Source organism: Microbacterium sp. CFBP 13617 (assembly GCF_014839445.1).
In the GTDB taxonomy this organism is placed as follows: domain Bacteria; phylum Actinomycetota; class Actinomycetes; order Actinomycetales; family Microbacteriaceae; genus Microbacterium.
Genome location: NZ_JACYNW010000001.1, coordinates 148,888 through 162,702, shown reverse-complemented (window position 1 = coordinate 162,702; position 13,815 = coordinate 148,888). Strand labels below are relative to the sequence as shown.

General features: G+C 71.8%; 12 protein-coding genes. 1 reads left to right on the top strand and 11 read right to left on the bottom strand.

Features of this window, described 5'->3' with window-relative positions; translation table 11 throughout:
* Nucleotides 1-86: 86 nt before the first annotated feature.
* Nucleotides 87-1,793: a CBM35 domain-containing protein gene (locus tag IFU40_RS17120; RefSeq protein ID WP_342343450.1), complete on the top strand. Its 1,707-nt coding sequence runs from the start codon at nucleotides 87-89 to the stop codon at nucleotides 1,791-1,793.
* Between the two features lie 94 nt (nucleotides 1,794-1,887).
* Here the strand turns inward: IFU40_RS17120 and IFU40_RS00710 are convergent, their stop codons facing one another.
* The 11 genes from IFU40_RS00710 to IFU40_RS00660 form a co-directional block, all read right to left on the bottom strand.
* Nucleotides 1,888-3,099 (bottom strand): MFS transporter, encoded by a 1,212-nt coding sequence (locus tag IFU40_RS00710; RefSeq protein WP_191925035.1) that lies wholly within the window; start codon nucleotides 3,097-3,099, stop codon nucleotides 1,888-1,890.
* 103 nt (nucleotides 3,100-3,202) lie between these two features.
* Nucleotides 3,203-3,982 (bottom strand): creatininase family protein, encoded by a 780-nt coding sequence (locus IFU40_RS00705; protein ID WP_055935478.1) that lies wholly within the window; start codon nucleotides 3,980-3,982, stop codon nucleotides 3,203-3,205.
* Complete coding sequence (locus IFU40_RS00700; RefSeq protein ID WP_191916201.1) at nucleotides 3,979-5,310, bottom strand: FAD-binding oxidoreductase; 1,332 nt, start codon at nucleotides 5,308-5,310, stop codon at nucleotides 3,979-3,981. The genes IFU40_RS00705 and IFU40_RS00700 overlap by 4 nt, the downstream gene beginning before the upstream one ends.
* Nucleotides 5,311-5,452: 142 nt before the next feature.
* Nucleotides 5,453-6,631 (bottom strand): ABC transporter substrate-binding protein, encoded by a 1,179-nt coding sequence (locus tag IFU40_RS00695; RefSeq protein WP_191925034.1) that lies wholly within the window; start codon nucleotides 6,629-6,631, stop codon nucleotides 5,453-5,455.
* Nucleotides 6,632-6,777: 146 nt separating this feature from the next.
* The gene (locus IFU40_RS00690) at nucleotides 6,778-7,668 is read right to left on the bottom strand and encodes an ABC transporter permease (protein WP_055935482.1); all 891 of its coding nucleotides are present in this window, start codon (nucleotides 7,666-7,668) and stop codon (nucleotides 6,778-6,780) included.
* Nucleotides 7,665-8,441, bottom strand: a complete 777-nt coding sequence (locus IFU40_RS00685; RefSeq protein ID WP_055832004.1) for an ABC transporter ATP-binding protein — start codon at nucleotides 8,439-8,441, stop codon at nucleotides 7,665-7,667. Before IFU40_RS00685 ends, IFU40_RS00690 begins: the two co-directional genes overlap by 4 nt.
* Nucleotides 8,442-8,470: 29 nt before the next feature.
* Nucleotides 8,471-9,739 carry an amidohydrolase family protein gene (locus tag IFU40_RS00680; protein WP_191925033.1) on the bottom strand — a complete coding sequence of 423 codons (1,269 nt, stop codon included), beginning with the start codon at nucleotides 9,737-9,739 and terminating at the stop codon, nucleotides 8,471-8,473.
* 214 nt (nucleotides 9,740-9,953) lie between these two features.
* A complete protein-coding gene (locus IFU40_RS00675) occupies nucleotides 9,954-10,901 on the bottom strand; it encodes a PDR/VanB family oxidoreductase (RefSeq protein WP_191925032.1) in 948 nt (315 codons plus the stop codon).
* Nucleotides 10,898-11,530: an XRE family transcriptional regulator gene (locus tag IFU40_RS00670; RefSeq protein WP_055831998.1), complete on the bottom strand. Its 633-nt coding sequence runs from the start codon at nucleotides 11,528-11,530 to the stop codon at nucleotides 10,898-10,900. Before IFU40_RS00670 ends, IFU40_RS00675 begins: the two co-directional genes overlap by 4 nt.
* Nucleotides 11,527-12,825, bottom strand: coding sequence for an amidohydrolase family protein (locus IFU40_RS00665; protein ID WP_191925031.1), 1,299 nt, complete (start codon nucleotides 12,823-12,825; stop codon nucleotides 11,527-11,529). Before IFU40_RS00665 ends, IFU40_RS00670 begins: the two co-directional genes overlap by 4 nt.
* The gene (locus IFU40_RS00660) at nucleotides 12,822-13,787 is read right to left on the bottom strand and encodes an XdhC family protein (protein WP_055831996.1); all 966 of its coding nucleotides are present in this window, start codon (nucleotides 13,785-13,787) and stop codon (nucleotides 12,822-12,824) included. The genes IFU40_RS00665 and IFU40_RS00660 overlap by 4 nt, the downstream gene beginning before the upstream one ends.
* Nucleotides 13,788-13,815: the final 28 nt, after the last annotated feature.

Genomic DNA, 13,815 nt, shown 5'->3' with positions numbered 1-13,815 from the left:
AGCGGGAACACGACCCCGGCCGCGACGCACGCCGCGCGACGGGAATGAGTCGCCGCCCTCTCCGGTCACAATGCAGAGGAGCACTTGTGAAAACGAAAGCCACGCTGCCCGGGATCGCCCTGGTCGGTGCCCTGACCGCCGCACTTCTCGTGCCCGGCCCGGCCGCCCAGGCCGTCGGACACACACTCGTCGTCGACGCCGGTGCCGTGCTGCGTCCCGTCACCCACGTCGCGGCGGGCGGTCTCTATGGGATCGCCGACGCGACCACTCCGTCGACGGCGATCCTGCAGCCGCTGAGCCTGCGCCAGCACACCCAGCCCCCGCCCGGGGTGCAGCAACTCGGAAACGGGGCGTCCACCCCGACGGGCGACGCGCTCAAGGTCGCGTCGACGGTCATCGGGACCGGAGGTCAACAGTACATCCGCATGCCCGACGTGTACCCCGACTTCCCGTACAAGTGGGTCGGGTGGGACGACTGGCTGCAGAAGGTGAACAAGATGGTCGACGACCGTCTTGCCGCCACCTCCACGACCAACATCAACGGGTGGGAGATCTGGAACGAGCCCGACGGCACCTGGGACACGCAGAAGGCCGGCCCCTACAACGACGGGTGGACCCGCACCTATCGGGCGATCCGGGCGAAGGACACGGTGACGCCCATCATCGGTCCGGGAACGACCATCTACAACCCGACCTTCATGCGCTCCTTCCTCGAGAACGCCAAGGCCACCAACACGGTGCCCGACGTCATCGTCTGGCACGAGCTGTCGCAGGGGTGGCGCGACATCGACGAGCACGTGGCCGACTACCGCGCCCTCGAGCGCAGCCTCGGCATCTCACCGCGTCCGATCTCGATCAACGAGTACGCCTGGCCCGACCAGGTCGACGTTCCCAGCGCCGCGCTGCACTACATCGCGCAGTTCGAGCGCACCGGGGTGAACGACGCCGAGCGGGCGTACTGGTTCGAATCCGGGACCATGAACGGCCTGCTGCACAACGGCCAGCCGACGGCGTCGTACTGGATGTACAAGTGGTACGGCGAGATGGCCGGGAACATGCTGCCCGTGACGGCGGACGCCGACCTCGACGGCATCGCCTCGCTCGACAGCACGCGCAAGATCGCGAACGTCGTGTTCGGGGGCGACTACGGCGACAACACCGTGCGGGTGGATCGCCTGTCGGGGTTCGGCAATTCGGTCAAGGTGGTGCTCACGACCACTCCCGCCTCGGGACGTGACGTGAACGTGGCCGCGCCGACGACCCTCTCCACGCAGACGCTGCCCGTGGTCAACGGATCCGTCACCATCCCCCTCGCCGGCATGGACGCCCGTCAGAGCTACCAGGCGCTCATCACCCCGGTGAACGGCCCGACCACGTCGTACCAGCAGGTGTACGAGGCCGAGAACGCGACGGTCGTCAACGCGCAGCGCCGCACCGCGTCTTCCGCGTCGAACGGCGGATACGTCGGCGGTATCGACGGAACGGCCGACATGCGGTCGCAGAGCTTCGTCGACTTCACGGTGAACGTGCCGTCGGCGGGCGCGTACACCCTCGGCATCCGCTACGCGAACGGGACCGGCGCCACCGCGACCCAGGGACTGGCGTACAACGGCGGCGCCTGGTCCACGGTCTCGTACCCGGCGACCGGAGCCTGGGGACAGTTCGGCGGGTCCGTTTCGACGACGGTCACTCTGAAGGCCGGGTTCAACGTGATCCGCTTGGCGAAGGGATCGCCCGGGTTCTCGGGCGGGGTGGGTTTCGCGGAGCTCGACTCGATCTCCGTGACCCGCTGAGCACCTCTCACCGCGTCACCGCGACGGCGGCCGTGCCCGATCGGGCCGGCCGCCGTCGTCGGTCGCGGTGGCTCCGATCCCCGGAGCCTCGGCGTCAGCGTCGCCCCACCCGCAGCACCGCCTCGCCCACCGCGGCGATCCCCGCGGCCAGCGCCAGCGACACCGCGATCGTGACGAGGGCTGCGGCCGGGCCCGTGGCATCCAGGGCAGCTCCGGCGATCACACCGCCGATCGGCACACCGAGCGACATCGCGGCGGTCGGGTAGGCGAGGGTTTCGGTGACGCGTCCTTCGGGGGCGCGGGCCGAGGCGACGAGGATCCCCGACACCATCACCGGCGACACCGCCAGCCCGAGCAGCAGGATGACCCCGAACAGCACCGGCACGGAGCCCTGCGCGAACGGCAGGCCGACGGCGACCAGGGCCGCCAGCGCCGCGAAGCCGATGTAGCGCGCGGCGGGCGAGAGACGCCACGTGCGCGCGCCGGTGACGACCGAGCCGATCGCGATCGCGACGGCCAGGGCGCTGAACGCCGGTCCGGCCAGCCACGGGCGCCCACCCACCTCGGCCCAGCCGACCATGCCCACGTCGAACGCGCCGAACACGCCGCCGAGGGCGACACAGGCCAGAGCGATGGGAATCACCCCGGCGGGCGGCAGCACCACACCGCGCCGCTCCGTCCGCGGAGTCGACGCGGGTTGCGTGCCGCGCTGCGAGGCGAGCCACACGCCGCCGATCAGCCCGAGTCCGAGCGAGCCCAGCACCGCGACGGCCGGATCGAGAGCCGCGGCCACCGCCGTGATGGCGGGGGGACCGGCGATGAACACCATCTGGTCGGCGATCGTCTCGAGGGCCAGCGCGGCCGTCCGTTGCGACGGCGGGGCCAGCACCGTCCACCGCGCCCGCACGGCCGAGGTGAGATCCGGCGTCGCCGCCCCCGTCACGAACGCCGCGATCAGCCACGTCCAGAACGGTGACCCCGTCAGTACGAGGGCGAGGAATGCGGATGCCGCGAGCACGAGGCATCCGAGAGACACCAGGATCACGCGCGACTGCCCGTGCCGATCCATGCGCGACGACCACAGCGGGGCCGCGATCGCCATGCCGACCACGAGCGGTGCCACGACGAGCCCGGCCGAGGCGAAGCTGCCGGTCGCGGCCGAGACGAGGAGGATGATGCCGAGCGACAGCGTCGCCCGGGGGAAGCGCGCGAGGATGCCGGCGGCGACGAACGTCCGCGCCCCGGGCAGGCGCAGCACCTGGCCGTAGGCCCGGACGCCCTGGCCGGTTTCGGCGGCGACGCTCATGCGCGTCCCTCGGGCCGCGCACGACTCCTGCAGGCCGGTCGCCCGCCCGCGCGAAGCGAACGTATCCGCCCGTCGTGCAGGAGTCGTGCGCGCCTCGCCCGCATCACGCGGTGTAGTCGAAGCGGCTGATCTCCTCGAGCGCCTCGACGACGAACGACACGCTCTCCTCGAACATCCGCGCGCCGGCCTCGGCGTTCGCGCCGGTCGGGTCGCCGAGCACGCCGGTGGGACCGAAGTCGTTCGACAGCCAGCCGAAGGTCACCGGCTTGGAGTTGAAGCCGATGTGGCGGAACTCGCCGATGTGCGCGGGCACGGTGGCGTGGAATTCGGCCGGGTCGACCAGCTCGGGCCGCAGGTGCATGATCATGCTCGTCTCGCCGTAGCCGGCGTGGATGCCGGTGCCGTGCTCGTCGGGGGTGCCGTCGGTGCCGTCGAACGAGGGCACGCGGGCGGCGGGCATGAAGAAGGTGCGCAGGCCGAAGCGGCGACGCAGCTCGCGGTTGGCGACGTTCAACAGGGCGACGTTGCCGCCGTGCCCGTTGAGGAAGACGAGCGTGCGGGCCCGGGTGGTGAGGATCGAGCGGCCGATGTCGACGACCGTCTGCATCATCGTCTCGGGCGTCAGCCAGAGCGTGCCCGGCGCCCACGAGTGCTCGTCGGACTTCGTGATCGACAGGGTCGGCAGCTGCCAGACGTCGAGGCCCTGGGCGGCGGCCCGGGCGACGGCCGCCGTGGCCGAGGCTTCGGCGACGATGGCATCGGTCGCGAGCGGAAGGTGCGGACCGTGGTGCTCGATGGCGCCGGTGGGCAGCACGAGGATCGAGTCCTCGGTGAGGGCGGCCGCGGCGGCGGGGCCGCTGAGTTCGGCGAGAAGGCGGGTCATGAGATGATCGCTCCCTTTCGGGGTCCGCCGTAGGCGGGGTCGAGCTTGCCGGGGTTCAGCAGGCCGTTCGGGTCGGTGAGGCGGGCGGTGGCGGCGGTCTGCTCGACGTTGAAGTCGACGTTCCACTGGTGCGGGTTGTGCACGCCCACCCCGATCGCGTTGAGGTCGGCGATGCCGCGGTACACGTCGTCCTCGCTGACGTAGGGAGCGGCGAGCATGCCGATGGGGTACTCCTTGGTCGACTCGATGTGCAGCTTCCCGCCCGGGAACACGGCCTCGACGGCGTCGACGTCGTCGGCCAGGGGAGCGCCCGCGACCTCGAGGTGGAACACCTCGTGCGGCTGGCTCTTCTGGTACCACTCGATGGGGTGGTTGTAGCTCAGCATCGACAGGCGGATGCTGGCCTGCGGTCCCTCGCGCACGGCTTCGACGCGGCCGCCGGCGCCCTCGATGATCGCGGTGACGGTCTCGATGAGCGAGGCGTCGATGATGGCCCGCAGGCTCGACCGGCCCTCGGGGATGGCCTCGTCGGCGGGGAGGGATGCCGAGATCTCGGGTCCGTCGCCCGACACCAGGCGCGGGGAGGGGTCGAGGTTGCCGATCGTCTGCAGCACCGACAGCGTGCCGGCGTAGTCGGGGAAGCTCGCCCAGAGCCCCCGCCACTCGCGCAGCGGTTCGAGGCGCACGGTCGCACGCACGATGACGCCGGCGGTGCCGTAGTTGTGCACGTACTTCTGAGCCTCGTCGCCCTCGAAGTGGTGGATCTCGGCGCTGCCGTCGGCGTGCACGACGTCGAGGGCGGCCACGAAACCGCGGTCGTTCGAACCGTGCGCGATCGAGCCGGTGCCGCCGGAGCCGCCCGAGAGGAATCCGCCGATGGTGGACTGCGCCGTCGAGGGGTACATCCACAGGGCTTGGCCCGCGGCCCACGCGGCCTGTTCGAGCAGCACCATCGGGGTGCCGGCCTCGGCCGTGATGTAGCCGTCGCCGACCTCGACGATGGCCTTGGCGCGGGTGGTGTCGATGACCAGGCCGCCCTGCATCGGAATGCCCTGGCCGTAGTTGCCGGTGCCCTTGCCGCGCACGGTCACGGGAACGCCGTGGCGCGAGGCCGCGGCGACGGCGGTGGCGATCTGCTCCGCGTCGGCGGCGAAGACGACCAGGTCGGCGAGGCCGAGGGGGAGCTTGGCGGCGATGATCGGCGACATCGGCGAGCCGTCGATGCTCGCGCGCTCGCGCACGCGCGGTTCGGTGCTGACGGCGGCCGGACCGAGCAGGTCGAGCAGCTCGTCCTCGAGGGAGAGGACGCGGGTGGCGGTGTCGCTCATGGGTGTGTCTCCGGGTGGAACGGGCGGAAGGGATGCCGGGGGTGTGGGGGAGGAAGTGGTCGCGGTCCCGTCGGCGAGCTCGGGGACCGGGGCGACCCGACCGAACGGCCCGGCCCGCGCGAAGCGGACCGGGCCGGGGCGGTCAGAACGAGATCGAGGTGTCGATGAACTCGTTCGTGTACAGGTCCTCCGCGGTCTCACCCGCGGCGGGCGGGGTGCCGAGGTCGGAGTAGACCTTGCTGGCCTTGGTGTAGAAGTCCGCGAAGCGGGTGTCGTCGAAGTTGCCGTAGGTGGAGTCGGGACCGTTGCCCACCAGGCCCAGGTCGACCTGGGTCTTGACGGAGTAGTCGGCGACGCCCTGCGTGTAGGTCCAGCCGGTGGCGTACTCGTCGACGAGCTTCAGCACGAGGTCGTTCGCCGCCGAGGGGTCCTTGTAGTACTCGACGCCGGCCTTCTGCAGCACGGGGACGAGCTTCGACAGGCACGGGGACAGCTCGTCGAACTTGTCGGACTTCACCGACACCGACGACTGGTACGTCTGCCATCCGGCGTCGTGGATGAGGGCGAAGTCGACCGGCTTGCCCCAGGCCGAGACCTCGTTCTGGTAGACGTACGGCTCGGCCGAGGCGAAGCCCTGCTGCATGTCCTTGCCGCCGGCGGCGACGAAGTTCGAGGGCGTCCCGTCGTACGAGCCGTCGAGGATCGAAGCGTCGGCCAGGCCGGCGCTCTTGAGGTACTCGATGTAGGCCGAGCCGTCGAAGTAGCGCCACACGCCGCCGTTCGACGACAGCGCGCCCTTGACGTCGTCGATCGTCTTGACGTCCGGGTAGGTGGCGGGGTCCCACATGACCATGGTGGGGCTGATGTCGAGGGGAGCGAAGACGGCCTTGGTGGGCGTGGTGGCCGACAGCTGGATCGCCTCGTCGGTGCTGATGTAGCCGAGGGTGATCTTGTCGTCCTGGTACATCTGGGCCGAGACCGTCTGGAAGCCGATCGCGGGACCGCCGGCGCGGATCTCGAGGTTGACGCCGGTGTACTCGCCGTCCGACATCAGCGGGCCGGTGACGGCCTTGGTGTTGGCGTCGATCGTGTAGTCGTCCTTGATCATCTCGTAGAGGTGACCGTGCTCGGCTTCGGGGTTCCAGTCGGTCTGCACGACGACGGTCGAGGGGCAGTCGGCCGAGAGGTCGACGGCCCCGATGGGCATGTCGGTGGCGGGGGCGGCCTGCTCCCCGGCGCTACCGGCGCAGGAGGTGAGGGTGAGGGCGATCGCGAAGGCGCCGGTGACGGCGGTGCCGCGAAGAAGGGTGGAGCGCTGCATGCTGGTTCGCTTTCTGTGACGGGTGGAGCTCTCGGGTGCGGGTGTTCGGGTGCGGGTGTTCGAGTGCGGGTTTTCGGGTACGCCGGATGCCGCTCCCCACCCGTTGCGGAGTGGGGAGCCGTGGCATCCGGAATGCGGGGAGTCGGTCAGAGCGTGCTGTCGTACCAGCGGCCGACGGCCGCCTTCGAGAGCCAGCCGAAGAAGACGAAGAGTGCGACTCCGAGCAGGCACGCGGCGAGGATGGCGGCGAACAGCTCGGCGCTCTGCAGACGCGACTGGTAGTTGGCGATGAGCGAGCCGATACCGGGCTCGCCGCGTCGGAAGAAGTAGTCGCCGACGATCGCGCCGACGACCGAGAGGCCGGCCGAGGTGCGCATTCCGACGAACATCGAGGGGAGCGCGGCCGGGAGGGTGAGCTTGGTGAGCACCGTCCACTTGTTGGCCTTCTGCAGGCGGAACAGCTCGCGCTGGGACTTGTCGACCGACTGCAGGCCGAACAGCGTGTTCGAGACCATCGGGAACAGGGCGATCAGCACGCAGACGATGACGCGGGCGAGGAATTCGTAGCCGAACCAGAATCCGACCAGGGGCACGAGCGCGAGGATCGGGATGCACTGCAGCATCACGGCGTACGCGTAGGTGGAGCGCTCGACCCAGCGGGCGAGCGACATCGCGATCGCCCAGCCGATGCCGAGGACCATGGCGACGATCAGTCCGGTGAGGGCGACGCCGGTCGTTCGGAAGAGTGCGATCCAGATGTCGGCGCCCACCTGCGGGTCGAAGAAGCCGAGGGTGAACATCTCGTGGGGCATGGGCATGAGGAAGCCCTTGCCCGAGGCGCTGAGCCCGATCGAGATGGCGTACCAGACGCCGAGCAGCACCACCAGCACCGCGAACGGCGGCGCGATGACGGCGATGCGAGCCCCGAACCCGCGACGGGCGCCGGTCGCGCGCGGACGCGGTGGCGTGGGTGGAGGAGTGGATGCCGTGGGCGCGGGCGACTCGACGGCGACCGGCTCTGCAGAAGTGGTGCTCATGAGTGTCCTTCCCGAAGGGCGTGGGAGACCTCGCCGACGAGCTTCGCGTACTCCGCGGTGTAGCGGATCTCGGGGTCGCGCGGCATGTCGAAGGGGATCTCGAAGGTGTCGACGAGGTGTCCGGGTCGCCCCGACATCACGACGACCTTGGTGGAGAGGTAGATGGCCTCGGAGACCGAGTGGGTGATGAAGAGACCGCCGAACTTCTGCGCGACGAAGATCTTGATGAGCTCGTCGTTCAGGCGTTCGCGGGTGATCTCGTCGAGTGCGCCGAACGGCTCGTCGAACAGGAACAGTTCGGGGTCGAGGGTCAGGGAGCGCGCGAGCGAGGTTCGCATCTTCATACCCCCCGACATCTGCTTCGGCAGGTGCTTCTCGAAGCCGTTCAAGCCGACGAGGTCGATGGCCCACTTGGCCTTCGGCACGCGCACGCGCTTGGGCTGCCAGTTGAGCTCGGCGAGCAGTTCGACGTTCGACTGCACGTCGCGCCAGGGCAGCAGGGTCGCGTCCTGGAAGACGTAGCCGATGCGGTCGGTGTTGACGGTCGCGGTGCCTTCGCTGGCCGTTTCGAGGCCCGAGGCGATGCGCAGCAGAGTCGACTTGCCGCAGCCCGAGGGGCCGACGACGCTGACGAACTCACCGGGATGGACGGTGAGGTCGACGCCGGAGAGGGCGGTCGTGCCGTTGGGGAACGTCAGGGCGACGTTGCGAAAGTCCAGGATCGGCGCGGTGGGATCCGCGACGGATGCCGGGGCGGGAGAGGCCAAGGTCACGGGGGCGCTCACTTTCCGTTGGGGGCGGGTTACGACGCCGTCGCGGGTGCGGCGGAGCGGGTTCGGACGGGCAGGGCGACGGATGCCGCGGTCTCGGTCGAGACGGTGGTGCGGCTGACGAGTCGGCCGCGGTGCAGGACGACGCGGTCGGCCGACGCGAAGGCGACGGCGTCGCCGAGCGAGTCGGCGCGCACGGCGACGAGGTCGGCGCGGGCGCCCGGCACGGGACCGGCGACGGGCAGGCCCATCACGTCGCGGGCACCGGTCGTGACGGCATCCATCGCCGCCTCGGGTGCCAGGTGGCCGGCCGAGACGAGCAGCGAAGCGGTCTCGAGGTGGTCGCAGCGTCCCACGGGGTTGAAGGGGTCGCGCACGTTGTCGGCACCGGCCGCGACGCGCACGCCGGCTGCGCGCAGGCGCCCGAGGGGCGCGATCCCGCGGGGCACCGCGTGCGCGGCATCCCATCCCTGCAGGTACAGGTTGGTGATCGGCAGGGCGATCACGCCGATGTCGGCGGTGCGGATCTCGTCGGCGAGCAGAGCGAGGTCGGCGGCGGGCATCATGCTCAGGCGGACGCAGTGACCGGCCGTGCGGGTGCGGTGCCACCCGGTGACGGCGCGGGCGTACGCGGCGAGGGTGTCGGCTCCGGCGAGGCTCTCGTCGGTGTGCAGGTCGAGGCCCACGTCGCGGCGACGCGCGAGGGCGATGAGGCGCTCGAGGTCGGCGAGGGGGTCGTCGGCGAGGTGGGGCGCTCCGCCGACGAGGTCGACGCCCGCGTCGAGCGCGGCGTCGAACACCGCGTCGGGCACGGTGGGGCCGCCGAGGGCGACGAGCTCGATGTCCATCAGGCCCTCGAGCTCGTCGCGCAGGCGCACCAGGGCCCGCACGCCGATGAGGGGGTCGGAGCCGTGCAGCAGATCGACGTGGGTGCGGATCGACGTGATCCCGGATGCCAGCATCCGCAGCGCCGTCGACCGGGCCCGGCCGAGCGTCTCGTCTTCGTCGAGGGTGACGGCGAAGGCCTGCCAGCTCTCGATGGCGCGCACGAGGTCGCCGAACGGGGGCTGGATGGCGTCCCACGACTGCGACTTGTCGAGGTGGGCGTGCGGCTCGGCGCCCGCCGCGGTGACGAGGTAGCCGGTGAGGTCGAGCGTCTCGCCGTCGGTGTCGGGCAGGGGGCTTCCGGCCGGCACGACCGCGAGCACCTCGTCGCCGTCGAGCGCGATGTCGACGACGGCGCCCGAGGTCAGGCGCACGCCGCGCAGCGCGGCGATCGAGACGGGTGGAACGGCAGACACGGGGTCCTCCGGGGAGTCGGGCAGACAGACTTCGAGACAGGGGCCACGGCATCGGGGCGGGCCACCGGGAGTGGCCGGCCAGTGTTGGTGTGACCAACATCCGGCGATGTTCCGATGCTAGGAACCGCGCGTTTCCGCTGTATTTCCTGGGCGTGACCCTCGTGACAAACCTTGCGCGCAGCCCCGTCGGCCGCGGCGAATGCCCGTCCTGCTCCTACAGCTCCAGCGTGATCCGCCCGCACGCCGCCCGTGACACGCACACCATCATCGACCGGTTGGCATCCTGTTCCTCCGGCGAGAGGACGGAGTCGCGATGCTCCACCTCGCCGTCGACGACGGCGACCTCGCAGGTGCCGCACGTGCCCACCCGACAGCTCGAGGGGACGACCGCGCCGTGCTCCTCCACCACGTCGAGGATCGATCGCTCCGGGGGCACGGTCACGGTGAGGCCCGACATCATCAGGTCGACCTCGAACGGCTCGGCCCACACCGGCGGGCCGAGCACCTTCGCCTCGAACCGCTCGACGTGCAGGCTCCCGCGCGGCCACCCCGCCATCGCGGCATCCAGGGACTCCAGAAGGCGCGCGGGTCCGCACGAGTAGACGACGGTGCGTGAGACGGGGGTGCCGAAGTACTCCGCGAGGTCGAGCCGGCGTCCCTCGTCGGCGGCGTACACCTCGACGCGGTCACCGTACTGCGCGACCAACTCGTCGACGAAGGCCATGGTGCGCCGCGACCGGCCGGCGTACAGCAGCGTCCAGGACGCCCCGGCGGTCTCGGCTGCCTCGATCATCGGGACGATCGGGGTGATGCCGATGCCCCCGGCGACGAACACGTACGCGCGGCCGGCGGTGGGGGCGAACAAGAAGTGGTTGGCGGGACCGCGCACGCGAAGCGGTGCACCGACGTGCGCGTTCTCGTGCAGCCACACCGAGCCCTCGCGTTCGCGGAGCACTCCGATGCGCCAGGTGCCCCGCTCGCTCGGCGATCCGCAGAGCGAGTACTGCCGCTCGATGCCGTCGGGCAGCACGACGTCGATGTGCGCTCCGGGCGACCAGTGCGGCAGCGTGCCACCCGTGCGCTCCAGGTCGAGCACGACCACGCCCTCCGCCGCATCGCGACGGGCGCGGACGACGGCTTCGAAGCTGACGCCTCCGGTCATGACTCTCCTTCTGCGGTGTCGTCGACACCGCCGCCGTGCACGAGTTCCTTCACGATGAGCAACCGATACGGCAGCCCGCCCGGCGAGTGCCACCGGTGCGGGGTCCCCGAGCGGCAGTAGACCGAGTCGCCGACCCACAGGGTGCGCTCGCCGAAGTCCCCGAACGAGATCACCACCGACCCTTCGAGCACGGTGAGGAACTCGTCCTCGTCGTGCACGTAGTGGTCTCCCGGGTCGGGGTTGGCGCCGGTGAACTCGAGGGGTTCGAAGCGTCGGGGGCCCTCCGCGAGCAGACGCGCGGTGCCTTCCGCGTAGGGGCCGATCACGCCCTCGTCGGCGCCGACGAACGAGGGGTGCGCGTCGTGGTCGGGGCGGGGCGGCTCCGAGGCGGCGATGAGTTCGACCCGGCTGGTGCCGAGCGCTCGCGCGAGTCGTTCGAGGCTCGCCATGCTGGGCCGGGCGAGACCGCGTTCGAGCTGGCTGAGGAAGGGGTGCGACAGCGTCGCCGCCTCGGCCAGCTGCGTCAGCGTGAGTCCGCGCGCTTTGCGCAGTCCGCGCAGGTGCGCGCCGAGCCGTTCGTCGCCGGTGGGGGTCTTCTCGGCGGGGATCGCGGGAGCCATGGTCGTCATCGTCCCACCCTCTCGAACAGCCGGGCGACGACCTCGTCCTCGTCGGCGGTGACCAGTCGGCCGCCGGCGACGACGACACGGCCGCCGACGATGACGTCGCGCGGACGCCGGCCGGGTGCGGCCCACAGCAGTCCCGCCACGGCATCCGCGACTCCGGCGTCGGCGACCCCCGAGACGTCCCACAGGCACAGGTCGGCCGCGGATCCCGGGGTGAGCCGCCCGAGCTCGGGGCGGCCGAGCCCGTCGGCCGAGCCGGCCGTGGCCATCGCGAGCACCTCTGCCGCGGGCAGCTGCGGCCCGACGAGCGCCGAGACCTGCATCGCCAGTCGGGCGTCGGCGAGCAGATGCCCCGCGTCGTTGCTCCCGCCGCCGCTCGTGCCGAGCCCGACGGAGATCCCGGCGTCGAGCAGTCGTCGCACGGGGGCGACGCCCCACCCCATCGGCACGTCGCAGCCGGGTGCGTGGGTGGCGGAGGCCCCGGATGCCGCGATCCGGGCGATCTCGTCGTCCGACACGTCGCACAGGTGGGCGAGGGTCACGTCGGTGTCGAGCCAGCCCCACTCCTCGAGAAGGTCGAGCGGGCGGGCACCGTAGCGCTCGAGGGCGATGGCGACGTCGACGACCTCGTTCGCCTGCGTGCGGCGGCGCAGACCGTGCACGCGGGCGACCTCGCCGAGCGCGTCGAACGTCTCACGGGGATCGCTGTGCACTCCGGCCGGGCCCACGGCGACCTGCAGCGCACCGTCGGCGCTGATGCCGCCGGGCGCCCCGGGAACGAGGGCGCGCACGATCGCGTCGGCCGAGGCCGCCGCCTCGGCGGGATCGTCGCGCGCGGCACCGCGCACGAACACGAGTCGGGCGCCGAGGTCGCGGGCCGCGGCGGCCGCCGCGCGCGCCATGCCGACGGTGTCGGCGCCGCTCGGCCAGGTCAGGTGGTGGTCGGCGACCGTGGTCACCCCGCTCAGCAGGGCTTCGGCGAGCCCCGCCCGCGCGGCGAGCCCGGTGAGCTCGGGGTCGACGCCGGCGGCGGAGTACGCCGCGGCCATCGCCGGCAACCAGTCGCGCATGGGGATGCCGCGGGTGCCGGGCAGCGTGCGGAACGCCGTCTGCAGGAGGTGGTGGTGCGCGTTGACCAGCCCGGCGGTCACGACGCACCCGGTGGCGTCGATCACGGTCGCCCCCGACAGGTCGGCCGAAGCGACGATCGTGCCGTCGACGCTCACGACGTCGCCGGTGTGCACGCGCCCCGTCCCGTCGACGACGGCGACCGCGCCGCGCACGACGAGCACGCTCATGCGCTCCTCACCGCGCACGATGCGTCGAGGTCCATCCCGTGCAGGCGGGCGCCGCGCCGGTCGCGCAGCGGACGGGCGTCGGCGGCGTTGCGGGATGCCACGATCTCGGCGATCACCGAGAGCGCCGTCTCTTCGGGGGTGACGCCGCCCAGGTCGAGGCCCAGGGGGGAGTGCAGGCGGGCGAGCTCGGCATCGGTGACCCCCGCCGCGCGCAGGAGCTTCGCGCGGCGCGCGACGGTGGCCCGCGCCCCCATCGCCCCCACGAACCCCACGGGCAGACGCAGCGCCGCGCGAAGAGCGGGCACGTCGAGCCGTTCGTCGTGCGTCAGCACGCAGACCGCCGTGCGCGCGTCGGGATCGTCGAGGGTGGCGAGGTAGTCGTGGGGGGCCGCGACGACCAGCTCGGTCGCGTCGGGGAAGCGTTCGCGCGTCACCAGCAGCGCCCAGTCGTCGCACACGGTCACCGCGAATCCGGCGGCGGCCCCCAGTCGGCAGAGCGCCGCGGCGTGCTCACCCGCGCCCAGCACGATGAGCCGGGGCGGTGCCGGGCGGTGCAGTACGAGGGCCTCGCCGTCGAGGTCGAGGCGCAGGGTCGCCGCGCGGCCGGTGCGGGCGTCGTCGAGGGCGGCGCGCGTGGCGTCCGCGTCGATCCGGTACGCCACGACGTCGACCGCACCCCCGCAGGCGAGCCCCGCCGCGATGGGGGTGACGGTGCCGTCGTCGCCGAAGCCGAACCGCGCGCGGCGCACGGTGCCGGTGCGCAGGGCATCGAGCCCGAGCATCACGGCGTCGCTCTCGACGCAGCCTCCCGAGATCGATCCGATCACGCGGGCGTCGCGGGTCACGGCGAGAGTGGCCCCCACCCCGCGCGGTGCGCTGCGCACGACGGCGGTCACGGTGACCGCCGCGACGGGCACTCCCGCGTCGAGCAGGGGCACCAGGTCGGCGGCCAGTTCGAGCATGGACGCGACGGTAGTCGGGGCGTGTTTC

What these genes read in the sequence shown, in the direction of transcription:
- IFU40_RS00710 (WP_191925035.1), bottom strand. Translation starts at nt 3,099, where the DNA reads ATGAGCGTCGCCGCCGAAACCGGCCAGGGCGTCCGGGCCTACGGCCAG.
- IFU40_RS00705 (WP_055935478.1), bottom strand. Translation starts at nt 3,982, where the DNA reads ATGACCCGCCTTCTCGCCGAACTCAGCGGCCCCGCCGCCGCGGCCGCC.
- IFU40_RS00700 (WP_191916201.1), bottom strand. Translation starts at nt 5,310, where the DNA reads ATGAGCGACACCGCCACCCGCGTCCTCTCCCTCGAGGACGAGCTGCTC.
- IFU40_RS00695 (WP_191925034.1), bottom strand. Translation starts at nt 6,631, where the DNA reads ATGCAGCGCTCCACCCTTCTTCGCGGCACCGCCGTCACCGGCGCCTTC.
- IFU40_RS00690 (WP_055935482.1), bottom strand. Translation starts at nt 7,668, where the DNA reads ATGAGCACCACTTCTGCAGAGCCGGTCGCCGTCGAGTCGCCCGCGCCC.
- IFU40_RS00675 (WP_191925032.1), bottom strand. Translation starts at nt 10,901, where the DNA reads ATGACCGGAGGCGTCAGCTTCGAAGCCGTCGTCCGCGCCCGTCGCGAT.
- IFU40_RS00670 (WP_055831998.1), bottom strand. Translation starts at nt 11,530, where the DNA reads ATGACGACCATGGCTCCCGCGATCCCCGCCGAGAAGACCCCCACCGGC.
- IFU40_RS00665 (WP_191925031.1), bottom strand. Translation starts at nt 12,825, where the DNA reads ATGAGCGTGCTCGTCGTGCGCGGCGCGGTCGCCGTCGTCGACGGGACG.
- IFU40_RS00660 (WP_055831996.1), bottom strand. Translation starts at nt 13,787, where the DNA reads ATGCTCGAACTGGCCGCCGACCTGGTGCCCCTGCTCGACGCGGGAGTG.